The following is a 23,290-nucleotide window of genomic DNA, read 5'->3' on the forward strand; positions in this document are numbered from 1 at the left end:
GTGTCGACTCCTTGTACCCCCACTGCAAGCCCCGCCAATCATGCATTTCAGGTATGAGTGGTGTGAAATGCCGACACTGCAAAAACACTGTTCAAAAATTATGGTTTTCGGCTTCGAACCCAGGCAGAATCCAAAAAAATCTGCAACACTGTTCGATAACTCCTGAATTACCTAGCGAGGTCCCAGCATGTCTCGCCCTCTCTGCCTATTGTTCGACTGTGACGGTACTCTGGTCGATAGTGAACCGCTACTCGCCACCGAAATGGCGACGAGCCTGACCGCTGCAGGCTTGCCGTTTCGCGCAGAGGACTACATGGGAGGATTTCGTGGAGCCCGCTTCCGCCATATCGTGGCAGAGCTCGAAGCCCAGTACGGCAAGGTTGATCCAGACCATCTCGAGTCCCTGGAAACCACCATGCGTGCCAACCTGAATCACCGCCTGGCGACCGATCTTGTCCCTATTGCCGGTGCCCCCGAGGCCTTGGCGGCATTATCCAGCTTTCCCATGGGCGTGGTCTCCAACGGTCCCGAGAACAAGGTACGCACATCGCTCAATACCGTGGGCCTGAGCGAGACATTCGGCAACAGCCTCTTCAGCGGCTACACGGCCAACTGCTGGAAGCCCGATCCCTGCCTCTACCTGCATGCTGCCAGCATCATGGGCTTTGCTGCCGAAGACTGCATCGCCATTGATGATGCCATCGTCGGCGTCCAGGCAGCCCTGGCTGCCGGCATGACAGTGGTCCACCTCAATCGTTTCCCTGATGCTGAGGAAACGCCTGAAGGCGCTCACATGATCACCAGCATGTACCAGTTACCTACGGTGATCGGTCGCCTGCGCAAGGAACGTGAACGCCGCGTCGCTCATGCCTGATGACTGATGACTGATGACTGATGACTGATGACTGATGACTGATGACTGATGACTGATGACTGCATCGGCACGACACCCTGCATCATGACGCGGACCGCTTCGCTCCTCATCATTATTTGATCTCCGCTACGTGAAAGCTCTCTATACCTTTGTCTAGTGAGTGTTCTCTTGCTGCAAGCACGCTTCATCCTTATGCTGTGGCAAAAATGGGAACGTTCCCATTCACATGTTCTCATATCCGCCACTGCAATCAGCAGTGATCAGACAGCAGTGATCAGACAACATGCCTCAGCCACCAAGACGCGCCACGATTCTCGAAGTTGCCCATGAAGCAGGCGTTTCCAAGACCAGTGTTTCTCGTTATTACAGCGGGGAAAGAGAGCGGTTGTCGGAAACCATGCGTGAGCGCATCGTCTCAGCAGCCGAGCGCCTGGGCTACCAGCCCAACCCGATGGCACGAGGGCTTAAAGGGGGACCATCCGGGCTGGTCGGCATGTTGGTCGCAGATATCCGCAATCCGTTCTCCGTTGCCATCATGCATGGTGTTGAACAGGCCTGCCGCCAGGCTGGACTGTCGTTGATGGTATGCAATAGCGACAACGACCCGAACCAGGAAAAAGCCCAGCTCGCCTTGCTGTCTTCCTATCGCATTGAAGGTCTGGTGGTGAATGCCGCAGGACGTCACAGCGAGGCACTGCACTCCCTTGCCCAGAGTGGTACTCCACTGGTGCTGCTGGATCGTACTCTGAGTGATGTCAATGCCGACCAGGTCGGTTTGGATAATGCTGCGGCAGTGGATATGGCTCTCGATCACCTGGTCGAGCGTGGATACGGCCGAGTGCTGTTCATTACAGAACCTCCGTCCCTGGCCAGCTCCCGTCAGGCCAGGCTTGAACGCTTCCAGGCTCGCTGTGCAGCACTTAAATTGCCGGCCAACACTCTGATCACCGAGGTCACAACCCCCCGGCATATCGAACAGGCACTGAAGGAGTTTCATCGCACCCGAGGCCCTCGCCCCGCCATTCTGTGTGCCAATGGCCAGATCACCCAGGCTGTCATCCGCAGCGTGAAAGTGCTGGGTCTCGCTGTGGGGGAAATCGGCGTCCTCGGTATTGACGAGCTGGACTGGTGCGACCTTACCGACCCCGGCATTACCACTCTGGCCCAGCCTACCGATGCCATCGGCAAGGCGGCCATAGACTGTCTTCGCCAACGCCAGACAGGTAGCGGCGATCCGCCCAGAAGCCACCTTTTCCTGCCTCGACTCATTGCTCGGGGTTCGACCCAGCCACCATTGCTTGCTTGATGCGCAGTCACTTTTTCAGGACACCACGATGACGAACTCCATTTCACCCGAGATTCTTTCATTTGGCGAAGCCATGGCCCTGTTTGTCGCTGATGGGCCTGGCGACCTGGCCACGGTCGAAAGTTTTTCACGCGGTATCGCTGGAGCCGATACCAACGTTGCCATTGGCCTGTCACGCCTGGGCTTTCATGTCGGCTGGTTGAGCCGAGTGGGTAATGACAGTTTCGGCCGCTACCTGCGGGCCAAGCTGGAAGCCGAAGCACTCGACTGCCGCCATCTGATCATCGACCCGGACCATGCTACCGGCCTGGTCTTCAAGGAACGCGCCCTGGATGGTGCCGATCCCAAGGTCGAGTACTTGCGCAAGAACAGTGCCGCAAGTCACTTGAGTCCCGCCGATGCTGCCAATATCGACTTCTCGGCCCTGCGCCATCTGCACGCTACAGGGATTCCCCCGGCCGTATCTGCCAGTTGCCGTGAACTGTCCTGGCACCTGCTCAAGACCGCCCGTCAGCATGGCGCCAGCGTGTCCTTCGACCCCAACCTGCGCCCCAGCCTCTGGTCCAGCGAACAGGAAATGCGTGACACCCTCAATGCCATGGCAGCCCAAGCCAACTGGGTGCTGCCGGGACTCGCCGAAGGTCGCCTGCTGACCGGCCAGCAAAGCGCCCATGACATTGCAGGCTTCTACCTGAACCAGGGAGCCGAAGCCGTGGTGATCAAGCTGGGGCCTGAAGGCAGTTACTACCGGGGCATCCTGGCAGGTCATGAAGAGGAATTCACCGTCGCTGGTGTTCCTGTACAGGAAGTGGTCGACACCGTCGGTGCCGGAGACGCCTTCGCCGTTGGCTTTGTCAGCGCCATACTCGACGGCCTTTCTCCTCACCAGGCCTTGCGTCGAGCCAACATCACCGGTGCCGAGGCCGTCCAGGTCATCGGGGACATGGAAGGTCTCCCCGACCGCAAGCGCCTGGCAGCACTCGAAGCTGTGGCAAAGGTGTGATACAACTTTAATATAATATGTATTACATACATTGTATCTGCCCTTGCTTCCCGGTGGCGTCAAGGGCCTGACCTGCCCCATATCATTCAGGAGTCGTCATGACCAAACGCATTCTGGTGTTTCGTGAACTCAGCGATGAACAACTGGCTTCATTGCGCCAGGATTTCAGCGTGGATTATCTGCCTGACACCCAGAGTGCTGATGAGCCGGCCTTTATCGAGGCCCTGAGTCAGGCACATGGTCTAGTCGGCTCCAGTCTCATGATCACGCCAGAATTGCTGGATCAAGCACCGAACCTGGAAGCCATCGCCAGTATTTCCGTCGGCTACGATAACTACCCGGTGGATGAACTGACCCGCCGCGGCATCCTGCTTTGCAACACTCCGGATGTACTCACCGAGACAACTGCCGATACAGGGTTCCTGTTGATCATGTGCACTGCACGTCGCGCCATCGAACTGGCCGAGCTGATCAAGCAAGGTAACTGGACCAGCAACATCGGTCGCAACCTGTTCGGTACGGATGTACACGGCAAGACCTTGGGCATGATCGGCCTTGGCCGCATTGGTGCCGCGATAGCCCGTCGCGGCGCCTTGGGTTTCGGCATGAACATTCTGTACACCAAGGCGTCTCCCAAGCCTGAACTGGAAAGGGAACTGGGCGCTCGCCGCCTGGAAATGGATGAACTGCTGGCCGAGGCCGACATTGTCTGTGTCACCGTGCCACTGACCGCCGAGACCGAAAAGCTTTTCGGTGCACGCGAATTCTCCCGGATGAAGCCTGGCGCTATCTTCGTCAATATTGGTCGCGGCAAGGTGGTTGATGAAGCCGCCATGATTCAGGCATTGGAAGACGGCACACTACATGCCGCTGGTCTGGATGTGTTCGAGCAGGAGCCTCTACCGGCGGGCTCGCCCTTGAGTAGCATGAAGAATGTGGTGGCACTGCCGCATATCGGTTCTGCCACTCACGAGACCCGCAACGCCATGGCCCAGCGTGCGGTGGACAATATCCGCCTCGCTCTCGACGGCAAGCGCCCTCTCAGCCCAGTCAATGACCAGATACTGCTTGAGCGGAACTGACGGAAACGACTTGGCGTGATGGCTGACACCATGTGTCATGCCGTTTCCCCGAACACTCTGGCAAAAAGATGCTTTTCCGAACCTCGTGCCGGAACATATAGCGCAGCAGGGCGGCCTCGGCCGCCTTCTGGAGACGCCTCTCCCGCCTCTTCCAGAATCTTGGCATTGAGAATACGGCGGCGGAACGATTTCTTTTCCAGCTGGGTATCCATCAGCAGCTCGAAGGCATTCTGTAACTGGGTCAACGTGAATGGCCGCTTCAGCACATGTACAGGCAGCACCGTATAGGCGGTCTTGTTCTTCAATCGGTCTCGGGCGGCTTCGATCAATGCAGCATGATCAAAGGCCATGGCCAGCTCATCAACCCACTGCACAGGCCACCAGCGTGCATCGGTGACACTTTCCATGAACTCCGCCGTCGGCGCCCATGGGACCAGCGCCATGTACAGCACCGTGACTGACCAGCCCCGTGGATCTCGGGCGTCATTGCCCAGGCTGCACACCTGCTCAAGGAGAGGCGCATCGACGCCGGTCTTGTCCTTCAACTTGCGCCGGGCAGTAGCATACAGATCCGCATCCCCCCCCATATTGATGAACCCGCCGGGCAATGCCCATCGCCCCTTGCAGGGAAACTCCCCTCGTTGCACCAGAAGTACCTTCAGCTGTGCCTCATGCAAGGTAAAAATGGCCACATCGACACTGACCAGAGGGCCGCTGTAATGGCGGCTATCATAGTGTTCGAGAAACTCAGCTTCAGATTGCCAGGAGGACATGGACATGGCCTTGATTAATTAGTGGCTATAAGCCAATAATAGGCCGTACTCTATATCCTGGCAACTGGGTTTTGATAGCTGGGTTCTGATAACTAGAGCCCTGATAACTGAGCCGCTCTACAAGGAACCTGAGTAAGGAGCTTGAGTCATGTCACGCAACTTCGACTTTGCAGTATTCATCGGTCGCTTCCAGCCCTTTCACAACGGCCACCTGCATGTACTGTCCAGCGCACTGCATCAAGCCGATCGAGTTATCCTGCTGATCGGATCTGCCTGGCAGCCACGCAGTCTGCACAACCCCTGGACCCATCAGGAGCGGGAGAACATGGTGCGTGCCTGTCTGTCCGAGCATGACAACCAGCGATTGTCATGCCTGCCTCTGGAGGACGTGCCAGAAAGTGACGATATCTGGGTTCAGACGGTCAATGCCATAGTGGCAAACTTGAGTGCAGCCTGTTCTGCACCCCACATTACCCTGGTTGGACATCACAAGGATGCCACCGGGTTCTACCTTGACCTGTTCCCGCGCTGGGCTCGCCTGAACATGGAAAACCACCTCTCCATCAGCGCCACACCCATTCGCACGAGCTACTTCAGTGCCTCGACACATGGTGCAGCAAAGGCGGCTATAGCGGCCCTGAACACCAAGGGCATGCTGCCTGGCCCGGTAGCAGACTGGTTGCGGGATTTTGCCGATAGCCATGACTTTTCCCGCCTGCACCATGAGGCAATGATGCAAACCATTGGGCCATCACGAACGGCAGACGTGAAAATTTTTTGATTTATTTATTGGCTTATAGCCACTATATTAAAAGACAAGCGGCGGGAACCGCCGCTTCAACCAGCAAGCACGAGCGATGGACAGACCAATGCTCGCGCTCAATGACCGGAGGAGCTCCGTCATGCGCAACCTGATCCTCAATACGGATTCCTACAAGACCTCGCATTTTCTGCAATATCCGCCTGGCGCCGAGTACGTCTCCAGCTATATCGAGTCCCGTGGTGGTGTCTACCCGGCGACCCTGTTCTTCGGCTTGCAGGCCTTTCTCAAGGAATACCTCAGCCGGCCTATCGATATCGTCGATATCGAAGAAGCCGAAGCGGTATGCCTGGCCCATGGTGTTCCCTTCAACCGCTCTGGCTGGGAATACATCCTGAGCGCCTATCAGGGTTACCTGCCCATCGAGATCGAAGCCGTTCCAGAAGGCACCTTGCTGCCGACCGGCAATGTGATGGTGCAGGTCATCAATACCGACCCTCAATGTGCATGGTTGACCAGTTATGTGGAAACCGCGCTGTTACGTGCCGTGTGGTACCCCACCACAGTGGCCACGGTGTCACGCCAGTGCCGCGACACCATTCAGCGCTACCTGCAGGAAACCGCCGACACCACCGATGGCCTGCCCTTCAAGCTGCACGACTTCGGTTCCCGTGGCGTCAGCTCCGAGGAAAGCGCCGCCCTGGGTGGCGCTGCCCACCTGGTCAATTTCATGGGCACCGATACCCTATCCGGCATTCTCGCTGCACGTCGTTATTACTCAATCGACATGGCCGGTTTCTCGATTCCTGCCGCTGAACACAGCACCATCACCAGTTGGGGGCAGGAAGGCGAGACCGACGCCTACACCAACATGCTGGATCAGTTCTCCGGAGACGGTCGCATCGTTGCGGTGGTGAGCGACTCCTGGGACTTATGGCATGCCATCGACAATATCTGGGGCGGAGAACTCAAGACACGCGTTGAACAGTCCGGCGGCACCCTGGTGGTACGTCCCGACTCTGGCGAGCCTACCGAGGTAGTTCCAGAGGCCATCGAACACCTGATGACCCATTTCGGTTACCGGATCAATAGCAAGGGCTATCGCGTACTGCCTGACTGCATTCGCCTGATTCAGGGAGATGGTGTCGATGCCGATTCCATTGCCGCTATTCTCGCCATCATGAAGCAACGGGAACTGAGTGCCGACAACATTGCTTTTGGCATGGGAGGTGCCCTGCTGCAGAGGCTCAATCGCGATACCCAGAAATTTGCCATGAAAGCCTCGGCTATCTGTATCAACGGCCAGTGGCATGATGTCTACAAGGACCCTGTCACCGATCCGGGCAAACGCTCCAAGCGTGGACGATTGGCCCTGATCCATGATGATGCCCAGGGTTACCAGACCGTACGCGCTGACGAACTCGGCACGCGCGCCAACCAACTGATGACCATATTCCGCAACGGCAAGATCTTGAAGGAATGGACTTTCGAGGAAGTACGCCAGCGGGCCGCACAAGGTTGATCAGGTAGAAGATGCATCACATCCGCTGACTTCAATTTCCCGCATTCTGTAGCGCAGGGAGTGAAGGCACAGGAGTCGGACAAGGGAGCCATCCAGCGAAGTTGTCCAGGCACCGCCCCCGGATACCGATCTCCGGTACACTGGGGCGGTGCTTTGCATATTGCATATGCTTTCCATCCAGCCATCATCGAGGTATCCATGCCCGAGCCCATCGCACCGCTGTGTCTGCTGTTCGATTCAGACGGCACCCTGGTTGATAGCGAGATTCTGCTGGCCGAAGTCATGGCCGAGACACTTCCACCTTTCGGCCTGCCTTTTTCAGCGACTCAGTATATGGAAGAGTTTCGAGGGATACGTTTCCTCGACATCGTGCAGACACTGGAGAAACGCTTCACCCTCCTGGAGGAGGCACAGCGTGGGCGGCTCGAGCAGAATATGCGAGAACGCATGGCCGAGCGCATGATCGCGGAACTGGAGCCGATTGCCGGGATGCCGCAGGCCCTCGATCAATTGCGCACATTCCCCAAGGCAGTGGCATCCAATGGTCCCCTGGCCAAGATTCGTTGTGCCATGCAGGCCAGCGGCCTGGCCGAGCACTTTGGCGAATACCTTTTCAGTGCCTATGAGCTCAAGGTATGGAAGCCTGATCCAGGACTGTACCTGGCCGCTGCCGAAGCGATGGGATACTCACCTGAGCGTTGTGTTGTCATCGATGACGCTGCCGTAGGTGTCCAGGCAGGACTGGATGCGGGTATGCAGGTCGTGCACCTCAACCACTTCCCGGATACCGAAAGCACGCCCTCGGGGGCGATCAGTATCACACACGCTAGCCAGCTGGTTGGCGTTATCAATGACATAGCGACATCCGTTGTGCCCTGCCAGCTATCGCCCCAGTAATGTCATTTACACTGGCTATACTAAAGTCCCCTCTCAGATCAAGTTTGTGGGATTGTGGCACTGCACCAATGTCCCTATGCTGAGGTAATTGCCCGTTAACGTGTCAGGAGACTACTCCATGCAAGAAGTCGTGATCGTTGCCGCCCGCCGTACTGCTGTCGGTAGTTTTGGAGGCTCGCTATCCGGCATTCCTGCCAGCGACCTCGGTGCTGCCGTGATCAAGGATGTGCTGGCCCAGACAGGAGTCGCTCCAGAGCAAGTCGATGAGGTCCTGCTGGGCCAGGTATTGACCGCAGGTACCGGTCAGAACCCGGCTCGCCAGGCTGCCATCAAGGCAGGTCTTCCAGACAGCGTACCTGCCATGACCATCAACAAGGTATGTGGCTCAGGCCTCAAGGCTCTGCACCTGGGGGCACAGGCCATCATGCTTGGTGATGCCGATGTCATCATCGCTGGCGGCCAGGAAAACATGTCACTGTCGCCCCATGTTCTGCCCAACTCCCGCAATGGCCAACGCATGGGTGATTGGAAAGCCATCGATTCCATGGTCCACGATGGCCTGTGGGATGCCTTCAACAATTTCCATATGGGTATCACTGCCGAAAACCTGGCAGAAAAATACGCTATCTCCCGCGAAGAAATGGATGCCTTCGCATCAGGCTCCCAGGCCAAGGCTGCGGCGGCCATCGAGGAAGGGCGCTTCAAGGGTCAGATCGTTCCGATCGAAGTCCCCCAGCGCAAAGGTGACCCACTGGTCTTCGATACCGATGAGAATCCTCGTGCCGTCAGTGCCGACAAGCTGGCCACCATGCGCCCGGCGTTCAAGAAGGATGGTACCGTCACTGCCGGTAACGCTTCTTCGCTCAATGATGGTGCTGCAGTGGTGATGCTCTGCTCCGCCGAAAAGGCCAAGCAACTTGGTCTTGAACCATTGGCCCGCATCAAGGCCTATGCCAATGCAGGCGTGGATCCGGCCATCATGGGCATCGGCCCGGCACCGGCGACTCGCCGCTGTCTGGAAAAAGCCGGCTGGAGCATTGATGACCTAGACCTGATCGAGGCCAACGAAGCCTTCGCCGCCCAGGCACTGTCCGTGAACAAGGAACTGGGCTGGGATGCCGACAAGATCAATGTCAATGGGGGCGCTATCGCCATCGGCCACCCGATCGGAGCCTCCGGATGCCGGATTCTGGTGACTCTGGTACACGAGATGATCCGTCGTGACGCGAAGAAAGGCTTGGCCACGCTGTGTATCGGTGGCGGCCAGGGTGTTGCACTGGCCATCGAACGTTCCTGATCGTTCCTGGTAGGTAGTTCATCATAAGAGAGCCCGCGCATTAGCGCGGGCTCTCTGCGTCTCTCCCCCGTCACGATTCTGCGCGGACAGCCACCTTTTCCGCATTGACTTCAGAAAGCTGATACCAGGGGGCGGCAATACGGAAGAAGCGCTCCACAACCTCCGCCGGTGCAGGACGGGTCAGGTGCGATACCACCAGGAACACCGGTAGATTGACCATCAGCCCCCAGAACCCGCCATGAATCCCGAGCGGGTGTGGCCAGATGGTGATCAGGAGCACCGTCACCACAAAACCACTGAGAATGCCGGCCATCACTCCCCATGCCGTGGCTCGCGGCCAGAAGAACATGCCGATGAAGGCAGGCAACACCTGGGAAGCAAACCCCAACCCGATCAGCAGGATCATGACCAGGTTGCCAGGCTCGGCAATCGCCAATGGCGCGATGATCAGTGCCATCAATGGAAAGATCATCCAGCGAGCAAGATGCCCGGCGCGCGCGTCGGATATCTTGAACCAGGGTTGCAGCACATCCTTGCTCCACGACAGCGCGACGGAATGAATGAAGGGCTCGGATGACGACATGGATGCCGCCAGGGTTCCTGCCCCCAGCAGCCCCACCAGCACGGCAGGGAGATGGGCCATGGCATACTCCAGCACCACGGTGTCGGCACGCGCCAGCTCAGGCAATGAGTAGATGCCGATGAACCCCACCACGATCATGGGCAGAATCACCAGATAGTAGGTGGGAAGCAACGTCGCACTGAGGCGAATGGTGCGGGCCGATGTACCACTCATCCATTGGGTCCATACCGGTGGCATGAACGACAGCATCGAAACGATGATAGAAGTTGTCCAGAAGGCAAAACTCATGTCCCCACCACCGCCCGGAAGGACAAGGAAATCCGGGTTGCGCTCGAGCACTTGAGTGAATACCGCCGAGAAGCTCCATTCTCCCGTGGCGGTATGCGCCGACCACAGACCAATGATCCAGGCGACAACGATCATCAACACCCCTTGGAAGACATTGGTCTTGCCGATGGCACGCTGGCCACTGACATACAGATAGATCGCGATGGCACTCAACACCAGCAACACACCAGCCCATACCGGAATTGCACCTCCGCTCATCACCAGCAGGATGTAGGCAGAGCCGATGGTCTGCAGCACGGCATAGGCAATCGAGCCGATGGACATCACCAGCGCAGCAAGTGCACCGAGGGCCGGGCTCTGGTAGCGATCAGTAATGGCACTGGCCTGGGTGACATGACCAAAGCGTGCGCCAAAGGCCCAGACCTTGGGCCCGAAATACCATGCCACCAGTGCCAGATAGCCCAGGTAGATCACGACATAGAGCACAGGAACGCCCTTGGCATAAGCCCAGCCTGGCGCGCCCATGAAGGTATAGGCACTGACACTGCCCGCAGCAATCAACAGATAGAGTGTCACGGGTCCCATGCTGCGCCCAGCCACTCCCCACTCCTCCAGCGAGTTCATGCGGCGCCCACCGCGAGCGGCAAGTCCGATCGCCATGGCGATGGCAATGTAGCCAATGGTGATCCATAACGGCACGGAGCTAGTCATCCCCTCTCTCCCCGATCAGCAGGTTGCCAAGCCACATCATCAGGCTGCAACTGAGCAGGACAACATAGCTCCACACCAGCAATTTCGGCATTCCAGCCACCAGTACCGCCTGATTGACCCAGCCAATCACCGGCCAGATGCCGGCCAGAATCACACTGACAAAACCAATCAGGACCAGCCAGCCTCTCCAGCTGGTGGGACGAACAAAGGTTGGGCGCATGATGATATTCCTTGTCAGCCTGCCATGCTGGAATGCGCTGCGGAGCATGGCCTGTTCCGTGCCACAGGCGCTGCCTGGCACCCAGGCGGACATTATCGCGTAATTGTTGTCACCGCATGCCAGGCATCATGCCTGGCATGGCCAATTTGATAGCGTACCCTGCCACTTTTCGAAGGCACTGGCCAACTGCAGAGCACGCATGTCTTCGAACTTTGGCGTGATGATCTGCAGGCCGATCGGCATGCCTGCATGACTGAATCCAGCATGGATGGCAATCGCAGGCTGTTCACCCATGTTCCACGGCACCGTGAACACAATATGTTCGAAAGGACGAGAGGGATCATTGGAAGGAGACGGCCATTCGGCAGGAAACTCGACATTCGGCGAGACAGGTGAGATCACCGCATCCAGTTGGTCAAACGCTGCCTCGGTGGCACGCCGCATGGCCAGGGTCTGTTCGAAACCTCGAACCACCTTGACGGGATCCAGCCCACGGCCCTCGTCCGCCCAGGCGAGAATTTCCGGTAGCACCTGCTCACGCTGCTGCTCGGTAAGCGTCAGCAATTCACTCCATTGCCGCGCCCGCCAGAAATCATTCAGGCCATCGAGCATGTCACGTGACAGCACAGGCCCCACCGGCACGATATGTGCCCCCGCTTTACGGAAATGAGCGACGCCATCCTCGACACAACGCTGAACCTGCTCGTCCACCGGCAGACCACAGCCAGCCTCCATCATGACACCAATCCGCATGCCACGGACATCGATGTCCAGGGCTGACCAATCGATCTGCTGGGGTGGAAGGCGCATGGCATCACGCCGATCGGTACGCGCAACCGTGGCCATCATCAGCGCCGCATCCGCCACTGACCGGGTCATTGGTCCAGCACAGCGGCCGACATAGTAAGGATCGACAGGCACTCGCCCCAGGCTTGGCTTGAATCCGACCACACCACACCAGGCCGCTGGCAGGCGGATCGATCCGCCGATGTCGGTACCCAGATGCAGGATACCGAATCCTGCTGCTGCCGCAGCTCCGGCACCAGAGCTCGACCCTCCCGGGTTGAAATCAGGGTTCCAGGGGTTTCGCGTCAGGCCATGGAAGGATGAGCGGCCGGATGACAGCATGCCGTAATCCGGACAGGTGGTCTTGGCCAACAATAGCGCGCCATCTTCATTGAGACGCGCTGCCGCAGGCGCATCTTCATCGGCAGGAGGATGGTCTCCGGCAAGCGTACCATGTGGCACTGGTGTGCCACGGGTGGCAATCAACTCCTTGAGCGTTACCGGAATGCCATCGAGCGGGCCGCAGGGTGCCTGCCTAGCCCAACGTTGGGTCGATACTTTGGCCGCAGCAAGAAAACGTTCTGGATCGTAGTCATAAAGAGCATTAATTCGCCCCTCATGGCGCTCGACATGAGCGATCAGGAGATCGGCATACTCCGATGGAGAGACTTGTCGCGAACGATAGGCATCCAACAATTGTGCAGCCGTCCAGCTCAAGGCTTCGTGCTGCGATGCTTGAGCGTCTGCCGCTTGATGATCTGTGGTCTGGTGGTCTGTGGTCTGGTGATCTGTCGCTTCATGCATTGTTATTGTTCCTCCCTTGCCGTCACTGAATCAGCATGGAAGGAAAGGCCCATCACAGCCAATGCAATAAATGGGTCACGGTGCTCACAATTTGTGTCCACACCACAGCCGACTGTCTAGTTATGTGCCATATCAGCGGCATTTCCATCCAGTTCCACCAACGCCTCCTCCAATCGGGCTAGACAGGTACGAACGGCAAGGCTGGGGGAATGATGACGGTAGACACACAAGTCGACACGGGTCTGCTCCAGCTCTCCTGGGTGCAGCGCCACGGCGACGAGCTGGCCTGCCTCACACTCCTGAGCCACCGTAATCAAAGGCAACAACAAGATAGCCGCTCCTTGTCTGGCAAGGGCTTTCTGGGTCTCCAGCGACGAGGTCGTATAGGCAATCTGCATATTCAGCTTGCGGTCACGAGCAGCACGATTGAGTGCTTGCCGTACACCAAAGGAATCATCCGGCACAGCCAGCGGGTAGCCTTCGATATCGGAAAGCCCCAACGCAGATGTCCAGGCCAGAGGATGGCCCGGCGCCATGACTGCATAGTGCTCCAGCTCTGCGCTGGCCACCCTGACCACATCGTCACGAGGCGGCAGGAAATAGGCCAGGCCGATATCCGCCTTCCCGGAGCGTAAGGTCTCGATCACACCACCTGCGCTGGCAATGCTGACATCAAATGTCAGTTGTGGATACTCGCTCTGCAAACCAGCAAGCGCAGGGGTCAGCAACTGCGCTACCACACCCTCGGATACCTCTACAGAGACTCGCCCAGTGCAGCATCCCTGCAAGTCGGCAATGCGTGCCGCCAGCCTCTCCATATCACGCAGAGTGCGGCTCGCCTGATCGGCCAACAACTCCCCTGCAGGTGTCAGACGCACCCCTTCATGGGTGCGTTCAAGCAGCTCCGCGCCAAGCTGGTGCTCAAGCTGATCGATCTGACGTGAAACAGCGGTCGGTGCCACATGCAGCCTGGAAGCCGCTTGTCGCAATGAATGGCAGCGCGCCACAGTATCGAAATACTTCAATGCCCGCCACTGCATGTGTCACCCTCCACTTTCGGTTCAGCCACCCGCTACATATAGAAAGCACGACATATTTATTCATCCCTAAACAGTTTCGTACAAGAACGATCAACGCGCCCCCAATACTGAAGGAGGAGTACGCATTACCAGCAGTGCAGCCAGTACGAACATCACACCTGACGAGCACAGCACCGTGGTCAGACCGAAGGCATCCACGACCTGCCCACCTGCCATGGCGCCGATACCGATGGACAGATTGAAGACAAAGGCCATCAGGGCGGTAGCCGCTTCTGGATTAAGCGCCGCCTTCAACACCCAGGTCTGCAAGCTGACTGAGATACCACCAAACACCAGCCCCCACATCATCAACAACACGGTTCCCATGGGTGCCTGAGGCGCCAGCCAGGGAAACGCCAGGGCCACCATCGCCAGCAGGCTGGGAATCAGCAACACCGTCGTATGAGTGCGGCGTGCAGCGGCATTAGCGGCGATGAAGTTTCCGACCATGCCAGCAGCGCCATACAACAGCAGCAAGGCACTGACCTGCGCCAGCGGGATACCGGCGATGGTTTGCAGAATCGGGCTGATAAAGGTGTAGGCTGCAAAGTGACCAATCACGACCAATGCAGTAACGATGGCACCAACACGCATGCCACGGCTGGCAAATTGCCCTGTCAAGCTGGCCAAGCGCACTGGTTGATGGGCTGGCAGAGGAGGAAGCAGCCACCAAAGTCCCAGTGTCACCAGGAGACTGAGTCCGCCCATGGCAGCGAATGCCACACGCCAGTGCGTCACGTCACCCAGCCAGGTACCGGCAGGCACCCCCAATACAGTGGCCCCGGCTACACCACTGAAGATCAGCGACATGGCACGCGGCACCTGAGCCAGAGCCACCAGCCGTGAGGCCAGCCCCCCGGCGATGGCCCAGAATCCTCCGATACAGATGCCAATCAATACTCGAGTGGCCAGCAGTAGTGCAAAGCTGTCAACGATCGCTCCCAGTACACTGGCCAACGTCATCAGCAGCATCAGCGAAGTCAACAACAGACGACGGTCCATGCGACCTACTGCCATGGGCAATAGCGGCGCAGCAAAGGCTGCCACCACACCTGGAACGGTGATCATCAAGCCCGCGCTTCCTTCACTCACGCCCAGTGACTCAGCAACCTGAGACAACAAGCCAATGGGTAACTGCTCGGCAGTGACCAACAGAAAGATACCGATCATCACCGCAACCACTGCCAACCAGTCGCGACGACCAGTGTGGCTTTTGGGTGCTGCTGTAGATGTTGCTTGCGTCATGCTTCTCTCATTGCTCTCTCAGGATCGTTATCTCAGTCTCATCGCCGCAAACAGAAACGCCCCCGTGGCGTCAGCAACGGGGGCGTTCGGCAGAGCAGATTGACTAGATTTCTGTCTCTGCCTGTTCGGATGCGAACGCCGCCTTCTCTTCTTCGGTGATTTCCTTGAGGGTCAGCTTGACGCGATTGCGGTTGTCGATGTCGAGCACCTTGACCACGACCTCATCACCCTCGTTGAGGTAGTCACGCACGTCGTTGACACGCTCGGGAACGATCTGTGAGATGTGCACCAGACCATCGGTACCCGGCATGATGTTGACGAAGGCACCGAAGTCAGCGATACGCACTACCTTGCCGTGATACAGCTTACCGATCTCGGCTTCAGCGGTAATGGCCAGAACGGTGTCGATGGCCTTCTTCGCCGCCTTCTTGTCCTCGGCATAGATACGCACGGTGCCGTCATCATCCAGGTCAATGGAAGCGCCAGTATCTTCACAGATCTTGCGAATGGTGGCGCCGCCCTTGCCGATGACGTCACGAATCTTGTCCGGATCGATCTTGATCGTGGCCATGGACGGCGCATTCTCGGAAACTTCAGCACGGCTATTGGCAATCACCGCATTCATCTGCTCGAGAATATGCAGACGAGCGTCATGGGCCTGGGTCAAGGCGGTCTCCATGATCTGCTCGTCGATGCCTTCAATCTTGATGTCCATCTGCAGCGCCGTCACGCCTTCAGCGGAACCGGCCACCTTGAAGTCCATGTCGCCGAGGTGATCCTCGTCGCCAAGAATGTCCGTAAGCACGGCAAAGCCGTCATCATCCTTGACCAGTCCCATGGCGATGCCGGCTACCGGAGCCTTGATCGGCACACCAGCATCCATCAGCGCCAAGGAAGAACCACACACGGAGGCCATGGAGCTGGAACCATTGGACTCGGTGATCTCGGACACTACGCGGATGGTGTAGGGGAAGTCATCTTCCTTCGGCAGCATGGCCTGAACACCGCGGCGAGCCAGACGGCCATGGCCAATCTCGCGACGCTTGGGACCGCCCATGAAACCCGCCTCACCTACGGAGTAGGGAGGGAAGTTGTAATGCAACAGGAAACGTTCCTTGCGCTCGCCTTCCAGCGATTCGATCAACTGGGCATCGCGCAGAGTGCCAAGGGTGGCAATGACGATGGCCTGGGTCTCACCACGGGTGAAGACAGCGGAACCATGGGTCTTGGGCAAGCTTCCAACTTCAATGGCCAGCGGACGCACGGTCTTGTGGTCGCGACCATCGATGCGCGGCTCGCCCTTGATCACGCGGGAGCGCACTACACGCTTTTCAAGACCAGCAAAGCCTGCTTCCACATCAGATGCTTCGAACTGACTCTCTTCGCCACCAGCAAGCAGCTCGACAGCCTGAGCCTTGAGTGCAGCCAATGCGTCCTGGCGCTGCATCTTGTCAGTGATGCGATAAGCTTCACCGACCTTGGCTTCAAATCCAGTACCCAGGGCATCCTTGAGCGCAGTATTTTCAGCTGCCGGCTGCCAATCCCACTTGGCCTTGCCTGCCTCTGCCACCAGCTCGTTGATTGCCTGAATTACCGTCTGCATTTCCTGGTGGCCGTAAAGCACAGCACCCAGCATTTCATCTTCGAGCAGCTCTTCGGCTTCGGACTCCACCATCAACACGGCTTTCTCGGTGCCGGCGACAACCATGTCCAGCTCGGAGGCGGCCAGCTCTTCGACAGTGGGGTTGAGGAAATAACCGCGGTCTTCAGTAAAGCCTACTCGCGCAGCGCCGATAGGACCATTGAACGGCACGCCGGAAATGGCCAGGGCTGCTGACGTACCAATCATGGCAGCGATATCAGGATCCTGGTTGCGGTCGGTAGACATGACCGTACAGATGACCTGTACTTCATTCATGAAGCCCTTGGGGAACAGCGGACGGATCGGACGATCGATCAGTCGAGAAGTCAGAGTTTCCTTCTCGGTAGGACGTCCTTCACGCTTGAAGAAGCCGCCGGGAATCTTGCCGACCGCATAGGTCTTTTCCTGATAGTGCACGGACAGCGGGAAGAAGGACTGCGCGGGGTTTGGCTCCTTCCTTGCCACCACGGTGCACAGCACCACGGTGTCGTCCATGGTAACCATTACGGCACCGGTAGCCTGGCGGGCGATGCGCCCGGTTTCCAGAGTGACGGTACTGCGACCGTACTGAAATGTCTTTTTGACCGGATTCACGGCGACTTCCTTTACTTTTCAATGTTAGGGTCGTTTTGACTCGGCCAATATTTTAGGGGTTAAGGCGACATAGGGCCACCAGTTACACCACTTTAGCGACAAATAAGCCAATGCAAATACCCTTGGCCACTTTCTCTCCTCCCGCCTTCCCGGATTTTGAGACAAGAAACGGGCAGCCTGTGCTGCCCGTTTCGACCTTTCCGAGACTTATCGGTGCACCGTTGTCCGCCACACAGGGCTCCATGACATATGACGGAACCTTATCAGAACACCACCTGCAATCGGGCCGACAGCGTGTTGCCATCATCCAGCCCTTTGAAATCACCACTGCGATTGTGGGTATCCCAGAGCGTGTAGTCGAACATGACCCGAGACCAGTCATTCGGATACCAATTCAAGCCGAGTGTCGTCGAGCTGCCGTCCCCACCTGGGTAATCCGGAGCATCATAGAAGTCCAGTTCCTGGTAGCGAGCAGCAACCTGAAAGGCACCCAGTCCTCCTGCCGACACTGGGTCGTTGACCTCGGGCAGGCGCCAGACACCGGACTTCCTGGAATAACCATGAGACTCCCCTGTCAGGAAGTAGCTGGTCTGAACACTCCAGGCGTCGTAGTTCATGCTTTCACCGCCAGCGGAGTCACGCTGATCCACAGTGCGCTGCCCATATTCCGCAGCGGCGGCAAACGAGCCGAGCGATGTCGCCAATTCCAGCCCGTAGGCACTGCTCGAATCCGGGTCACTGAGCTTGCGGCTGCGGATAGTGACGTTCTCATTGAAATGATCCGCGGCATCAACGTTCTTGAACACCGAATCATCACTGGGATCGAAATCCTCGTAGAAGCCCCAGCCTCCCAGATGAATCATGTCCGTCCCATCGTGCCAGGGGTTCCAGTGGGCGCGTGTCATGTACGTGGCGGTATCGGAATGGTCGGTGTCAGCACCTAGCCTGCCGTTGGTCACCGCAAACGAGGCGTGCCAGTCTCGGCTGTCGCCGTATATCTTGCCCTTCACCCCCAGGCCGTATGCACCACGGTCCGGCGTGATGGCACTGCTGACGAAGTTACGCTCCATGAACCAGGTATTGTTGGACGAGGTCGCCCCATCCAGCGAGCGATCATCGTATTTGTTGCCCACGTAAAGCACCACATCCTCATCGCCCCAGTTGAACAGGCTCGAGAGGTAGGCATCACGCACACTGGCGTCGTTGCCCGCCAGGTCATAGCCAATCTTGTAGCCAATTCTCTCCGACAGTTGACCGGAGATATCCAGTCTCAGGCGCCGCGCTTCCGTACCACTGATGTTGCGCTCGTCGCTGCTGTCGTCAAAACGCGAGCCGTTGGTGGTCGATGCGTCAAACTGCAGCCGTCCACCAATCTTCAAGCGACGATTGCCATCGGCACTGATGAATTCAGGCCCGCCATCTGACCAGTCGATATACGACTGGTCTGCCTGAGCCGCCTCCAGCAAGGCCACTTGACCCTGCAGCTCTTCAATGTCCGTGCGATCCTTCTCTGTTGTTGTAGAGGCTTGAGTCGTCACCGGCACACTCGTCACTTCAGCATCTGTCATTACTGGTACCGCATGACGCTGAGCAAACGCATTACTATCAACGCCTGCCCGAGCTTCGAGCTGCACCAGGCGTGCCTGCAGGTCCTCAAGCTGCTGCGCCTGACGCTCCAGCATCTCGGACTGGCGCTTGACCAATTCTGCAAGTTCGGCCGATGTTGTGCCGCTGGCTAGTGCACTGCTGCAGACAGCAAGCAATGCCAGCAGCCCGAAGACGGCAACAGACCGCATGGCAAAGAGGCCTGGTGTAAAGAGTTTGAGCATGATTTTCCCTTGGTCGTGAGGGGAGTTTTCTGCTTATGCATGCAGAGGCGCCGACATCAGCGTGCCCGCAAAGCGATATAACGGGCCGCGAAGGCTGTCATCTGGTCAGGACTATGTGTCACACCAGGCATGACCCAATGCTTCCAGTTGAACGCAGTACCCAAACGTTGGGCTCGGCTTCTGGCAAACTCGAAGTAATGGCGGGTCCGCTCCACTCGCGTCGCTCCCTGGGCATTGGCCAGAGACGTCTGGCGCATGACGGTGTGAAGCGTCGCCGTATCCGCTCCACCAGCCAGCAACAACATGGGCTGGGCAAGATAGGCCTTGATGGCAGAGGTATCCAACATCGGCACTCCTCTAATGCCATAGGGCCACTCGATGGTCTCATCCGGCATGGTGTACCAACCTGCTGCGCCGATAATGATCTCTTCGGCATGTGATTCCGGCATGAACATGGCGAAACGATGGGCAACCTGTGCACCAGCACCGTGGCCATACAGATAGTAAGTCTCATGACGGTTGGTACTGCGATGGGTTCTGAAGTCAGCAAAGACCCGCTCGATGAGCGTGAAGACCCATAGCTCCGGAGGGTTCATCTGCTCAGGCTGGATGAAGCCGCGGCTCTCTTCAGCCGACGTGGCCTGGAATACATTGCCCAGGTTGAAACCATTGCCACCTGGATAGGTATCCGAGCTGAACCGTGGAGCCAATATCATCAGCCCTTCGCGCTCGGCAAATTCCACCCAGCTATCGCGATATGCCTCCGCATCACGGCGTAATCCATGCAGTACGAGCACAATTGGCATATCTGCGTCATAGCGGCTCGGCTGATAGTAATAGACACTGATTTTCTGCTGGGTGGCAGGATCGTCGAATTCGTAGTGGCCGGAACCTGCGTCCAGGCCAGTCACACGCTCATTGGCATGAACTGGCGACAATGGCAGGCACAGCACTGCCAGTGCGAACCAAAGCATTCGCATCGTTATCCCTCTTTTATTGGATTTATTCGGACCGGTAGGCTTGGGCAGGGCTTCCGTGCCTCCCCACCCACGCCTCATCTGCTGGCATACTCTCTATCTGCCGTATTCTTTTCCGGCGCACTCTTTCCTGCGTACTGCCTGCTGTCGTGCTGCTTGCTGCCGTGCTACCTGCTGTAGTACTCCTCGACAGTGTCTTCGGCGACCTGCTGCAGAAAGGCAGCGTCATCTGCGTCGATGCGGCCATAGTAGGTGTAGGGGTTACCGACGATAGATGTGTCATAAAGCGCAGCGAAGACAGTGGCTGCTGCCAGATAGGTACCCTCAGGAGTGGGATGACTGCCATCGTACTCGACATGCAATGCCAGCTCCGGGCGCTGCTCATAGGCTTTCTGGAAGGCAAGGCCAACCGGAATCACCAAGGCCCCGACCTCATTGCCGACCGTGGTATAGAGATCCTCGATCTTGTCGATCATATCGGGATCGTAATTGTCATGATCCTTGCCATAGGCAGGTGTCATGTAGAGCACGGTCTCTGCCCCCGTCGCTTCGATAGCCTGATGATCCTGGATGACCGCATCATGGAAAGCCTGACGTTTCTCGTCTGTCAGGGCGGCACTGCTGTGCCCCTGGAGAACGACAACATCAAACGGATCGGGCAGCCCCAGTGCACCCGGGAACAGGTAACTTTTTACATCATGCTGGGACAGGTACGCCCCGGAAATAGTCGCGGATTTGCTGTTGAGGCTATCCACCATCTCTGGGTAAGCGGCCTCCGCCATTCTCTTGACGTAATTGTGCAGGCTGTTGTTGTAGTACTGGTAACTGTTGCCGACGTATAACAATTGCTTCGGGTTGGGGGAATCGAGGGTATCGACCTGAGGCTTGGCATCTGCCATGGCAAATGCAGGAAACACAGCGATCAAGGTGAGAATGCCGGCTCCAATAAAGGATGCTTTCATTGATATTGTCTCCATCCTGGGACTGATTTGCGAAAAACCGAGGTATTTCATGGCCACACACCTCAGCATCCCCAAGAAAGAGCAAACTACATTCCTTTTATAAGCTTTCTCTTCTATTTCAAATGGCTGAAAGAAACACTTTCAACAAAAGTCGAAAGGCTCCCGTCACTTGATGGATGGGAAGTCACACAGATGAATAGCGAGTGCTGTGTGGGAAACCGCACATTGCATTGTGGTACAGCCCTAACGCAAAACGGGCGGCTCCAGAGGAGCCGCCCGTTTCACTGTCTGACACTAATTTCTTAGCGACGCAGACCCAGTCGCTGAATCAGAGACTGATAGCGTTCGAAATCCTTGCGCTTGAGGTAGTCCAGCAGCTTACGACGCTGGTTGACCATGCGAATCAGGCCACGACGAGAGTGGTGATCCTGCTTGTTGGTCTTGAAGTGGTCCTGCAGGCCATTGATGTTGGCGCTAAGCAGGGCAACCTGTACCTCAGGGGAACCGGTGTCGCTGTCACCACGACCGTATTCCTTGACGATTTCAGCTTTCTGTTCGGCGGTAAGTGCCATCTGTCTCTCCAGTAAGCAATATGCCTAAATGATAAAGGTGAGAGACCACGCATATTTGCAGTCTCTCTTGATGACCTGCTCCTCGAAAGGATCAGGTTTGCCCAGAGCCCGCTACAAACGAACTCAAAAGGCGCCGGGGAACGACGTCCCCGGACGACTCTACCCCACCAAGACCCACGAAGGTCTCACCGTGATAGAGACGAATCAGTGCACGGTCGGCAGTGCCAGGCATCTCCGGTGCAAGCTCACCACGCGCAATCTGACCATAGCGCATGGCCTTGGCGCCAGATTCGCTCAACCGATGAGCAGCAAGATGTCCGAGCAAGCAGTCGACCGGCATCAATTGTGCTTCCAAAGCCGCTTGATCAGGCAGTGCTTCCAGCGCTTCGAAATCCTGCATACCGCTGGCGTCGAAGGGGCCACTCTTCAATCGGCGCAGCTGCGAGATATGGCCTTCACAGCCTAAAGCCCGAGCCATATCCTCGGCCAGGACACGCACATAAGTCCCCTTGCTGACTCTGACTTCCAGGTCGAAACAGGGGCTTTCTCCAGCCAAGGATACGCAAAGCAGCCGCGCATCATACACCTTTATACGCCGGCTTGCACGCTCGACGCTCTTGCCTTCACGGGCCAATTCATACAGCTTGCGCCCCTGATGCTTCAGTGCCGAATACATTGGCGGCAACTGATCCTGCTCGCCAATGAATCCAGCCACCATGGATGCCACATCACTTTCTTCCAGCGCTGGTACCGGACGACAAGCAATCACCTCGCCCTCAGCATCGCCGGTATCGGTACTCGTCCCCAATTCGACTCGGGTCCGGTAGACCTTATCCGCTTCCAGCAGGTGCTGTGAGAACTTGGTGGCTTCGCCAAACAACACTGGCAGCAACCCGGTAGCCATCGGGTCCAGAGTACCGGTATGCCCGGCTTTCTGGGCCTGAAACAGGCGACGTGCCCGCTGCAGTGCATAATTGCTGGACATGCCCTTGGGCTTGTCCAGCAACAACACACCATCAATTGGCAAGCCGCGACGACGACGCGCCATCAGTCCTTGCCCTCGCCCTCATTCTGGCCTTCGCTGTCCTCATCCTCAGGACGATGAGAGCGATCACGAGCCACTGCTTCATCGATCAGAGCCGACAGGTGTTGCCCGCGGACCACGCTTTCATCGTAGTGGAAGCGCAGTTCGGGGACATGGCGCAGCTTGATACGACGGCCAATCTGAGTACGCAGAAAACCCGCTGCACGACGGAGGACCTGAAGATTCTCCTTGATGCGCTCCGGAGTCTGCTCGCCAAGCAAGGTGACATGAATATCGGCATAGCCGAGATCCCGACTGACCTCTACCCCACTGACGGTGACCATGCCCAGGCGTGGATCCTTGATCTCACGCTGGATGAGCACCGCCAGCTCCTTCTGGAGCTGGTCGGCAACACGGTCAGTACGCTTGAATTCGCGCATGGATAACGACTCCTCGAACG

At 57.5% G+C, this 23,290-nt stretch carries 21 protein-coding genes; 8 read left to right on the plus strand and 13 right to left on the minus strand.

The window, feature by feature from the left end; genetic code table 11:
* The first annotated feature begins 187 nt into the window (after window positions 1–187).
* The 4 genes from E4T21_RS18910 to E4T21_RS18925 all read left to right on the plus strand — a co-directional run bounded on the left by E4T21_RS18910 (window position 188) and on the right by E4T21_RS18925 (window position 4,265).
* Entirely contained in the window at window positions 188–874 is a 687-nt protein-coding gene (locus tag E4T21_RS18910) for an HAD family hydrolase (protein ID WP_149286508.1), read from the plus strand.
* A gap of 283 nt (window positions 875–1,157) precedes the next feature.
* Window positions 1,158–2,180 carry a LacI family DNA-binding transcriptional regulator gene (locus E4T21_RS18915; RefSeq protein WP_149286509.1) on the plus strand — a complete coding sequence of 341 codons (1,023 nt, stop codon included), beginning with the start codon at window positions 1,158–1,160 and terminating at the stop codon, window positions 2,178–2,180.
* 28 nt (window positions 2,181–2,208) lie between these two features.
* Window positions 2,209–3,183, plus strand: a complete 975-nt coding sequence (locus E4T21_RS18920; RefSeq protein WP_149286510.1) for a sugar kinase — start codon at window positions 2,209–2,211, stop codon at window positions 3,181–3,183.
* A gap of 98 nt (window positions 3,184–3,281) precedes the next feature.
* Window positions 3,282–4,265 carry a 2-hydroxyacid dehydrogenase gene (locus tag E4T21_RS18925; protein ID WP_149286511.1) on the plus strand — a complete coding sequence of 328 codons (984 nt, stop codon included), beginning with the start codon at window positions 3,282–3,284 and terminating at the stop codon, window positions 4,263–4,265.
* A gap of 35 nt (window positions 4,266–4,300) precedes the next feature.
* On the opposite strand, the gene E4T21_RS18930 is transcribed toward E4T21_RS18925, so the two are convergent.
* The gene (locus E4T21_RS18930; RefSeq protein WP_149286512.1) at window positions 4,301–5,038 is read right to left on the minus strand and encodes an NUDIX hydrolase; all 738 of its coding nucleotides are present in this window, start codon (window positions 5,036–5,038) and stop codon (window positions 4,301–4,303) included.
* 148 nt (window positions 5,039–5,186) lie between these two features.
* Between E4T21_RS18930 and E4T21_RS18935 the strand changes: the two genes are divergently transcribed.
* From E4T21_RS18935 to E4T21_RS18950, 4 genes are all read left to right on the plus strand, one after another.
* Complete coding sequence (locus tag E4T21_RS18935) at window positions 5,187–5,819, plus strand: adenylyltransferase/cytidyltransferase family protein (RefSeq protein ID WP_149286513.1); 633 nt, start codon at window positions 5,187–5,189, stop codon at window positions 5,817–5,819.
* 121 nt (window positions 5,820–5,940) lie between these two features.
* Window positions 5,941–7,320, plus strand: coding sequence for a nicotinate phosphoribosyltransferase (locus E4T21_RS18940; RefSeq protein WP_149286514.1), 1,380 nt, complete (start codon window positions 5,941–5,943; stop codon window positions 7,318–7,320).
* Window positions 7,321–7,518: 198 nt separating this feature from the next.
* The gene (locus tag E4T21_RS18945; protein WP_149286515.1) at window positions 7,519–8,217 is read left to right on the plus strand and encodes an HAD-IA family hydrolase; all 699 of its coding nucleotides are present in this window, start codon (window positions 7,519–7,521) and stop codon (window positions 8,215–8,217) included.
* Between the two features lie 118 nt (window positions 8,218–8,335).
* Window positions 8,336–9,514: an acetyl-CoA C-acetyltransferase gene (locus E4T21_RS18950; RefSeq protein ID WP_149286516.1), complete on the plus strand. Its 1,179-nt coding sequence runs from the start codon at window positions 8,336–8,338 to the stop codon at window positions 9,512–9,514.
* A 70-nt stretch (window positions 9,515–9,584) separates the two neighbouring features.
* Here the strand turns inward: E4T21_RS18950 and E4T21_RS18955 are convergent, their stop codons facing one another.
* The 12 genes from E4T21_RS18955 to rbfA all read right to left on the minus strand — a co-directional run bounded on the left by E4T21_RS18955 (window position 9,585) and on the right by rbfA (window position 23,270).
* A complete protein-coding gene (locus E4T21_RS18955; RefSeq protein WP_149286517.1) occupies window positions 9,585–11,096 on the minus strand; it encodes a sodium:solute symporter family protein in 1,512 nt (503 codons plus the stop codon).
* Window positions 11,089–11,316 (minus strand): hypothetical protein, encoded by a 228-nt coding sequence (locus tag E4T21_RS18960; protein ID WP_149286518.1) that lies wholly within the window; start codon window positions 11,314–11,316, stop codon window positions 11,089–11,091. Before E4T21_RS18960 ends, E4T21_RS18955 begins: the two co-directional genes overlap by 8 nt.
* A gap of 126 nt (window positions 11,317–11,442) precedes the next feature.
* Window positions 11,443–12,906: an amidase gene (locus tag E4T21_RS18965; protein WP_149286519.1), complete on the minus strand. Its 1,464-nt coding sequence runs from the start codon at window positions 12,904–12,906 to the stop codon at window positions 11,443–11,445.
* A gap of 116 nt (window positions 12,907–13,022) precedes the next feature.
* On the minus strand, window positions 13,023–13,946 hold the full coding sequence (locus tag E4T21_RS18970) for a LysR family transcriptional regulator (protein ID WP_149286520.1): 924 nt from the start codon (window positions 13,944–13,946) through the stop codon (window positions 13,023–13,025).
* Window positions 13,947–14,036: 90 nt separating this feature from the next.
* On the minus strand, window positions 14,037–15,230 hold the full coding sequence (locus tag E4T21_RS18975; protein ID WP_149286521.1) for an MFS transporter: 1,194 nt from the start codon (window positions 15,228–15,230) through the stop codon (window positions 14,037–14,039).
* A 103-nt stretch (window positions 15,231–15,333) separates the two neighbouring features.
* Window positions 15,334–17,466 (minus strand): polyribonucleotide nucleotidyltransferase, encoded by a 2,133-nt coding sequence (gene pnp, locus E4T21_RS18980; RefSeq protein ID WP_149286522.1) that lies wholly within the window; start codon window positions 17,464–17,466, stop codon window positions 15,334–15,336.
* A gap of 263 nt (window positions 17,467–17,729) precedes the next feature.
* Window positions 17,730–19,295, minus strand: a complete 1,566-nt coding sequence (locus E4T21_RS18985) for a porin (RefSeq protein ID WP_149286523.1) — start codon at window positions 19,293–19,295, stop codon at window positions 17,730–17,732.
* Window positions 19,296–19,351: 56 nt separating this feature from the next.
* Window positions 19,352–20,275, minus strand: a complete 924-nt coding sequence (locus tag E4T21_RS18990; protein WP_149286524.1) for an alpha/beta hydrolase family protein — start codon at window positions 20,273–20,275, stop codon at window positions 19,352–19,354.
* A gap of 164 nt (window positions 20,276–20,439) precedes the next feature.
* The gene (locus tag E4T21_RS18995; protein ID WP_149286525.1) at window positions 20,440–21,234 is read right to left on the minus strand and encodes an SGNH/GDSL hydrolase family protein; all 795 of its coding nucleotides are present in this window, start codon (window positions 21,232–21,234) and stop codon (window positions 20,440–20,442) included.
* A 302-nt stretch (window positions 21,235–21,536) separates the two neighbouring features.
* Window positions 21,537–21,806 (minus strand): 30S ribosomal protein S15, encoded by a 270-nt coding sequence (gene rpsO / locus E4T21_RS19000; protein ID WP_149286526.1) that lies wholly within the window; start codon window positions 21,804–21,806, stop codon window positions 21,537–21,539.
* A gap of 91 nt (window positions 21,807–21,897) precedes the next feature.
* Window positions 21,898–22,854: a tRNA pseudouridine(55) synthase TruB gene (truB, locus tag E4T21_RS19005; protein WP_149286527.1), complete on the minus strand. Its 957-nt coding sequence runs from the start codon at window positions 22,852–22,854 to the stop codon at window positions 21,898–21,900.
* Complete coding sequence (gene rbfA, locus E4T21_RS19010; protein ID WP_149286528.1) at window positions 22,854–23,270, minus strand: 30S ribosome-binding factor RbfA; 417 nt, start codon at window positions 23,268–23,270, stop codon at window positions 22,854–22,856. The genes truB and rbfA overlap by 1 nt, the downstream gene beginning before the upstream one ends.
* Window positions 23,271–23,290: the final 20 nt, after the last annotated feature.

Source organism: Halomonas binhaiensis (genome assembly GCF_008329985.2).
Classification (GTDB): domain Bacteria; phylum Pseudomonadota; class Gammaproteobacteria; order Pseudomonadales; family Halomonadaceae; genus Halomonas; species Halomonas binhaiensis.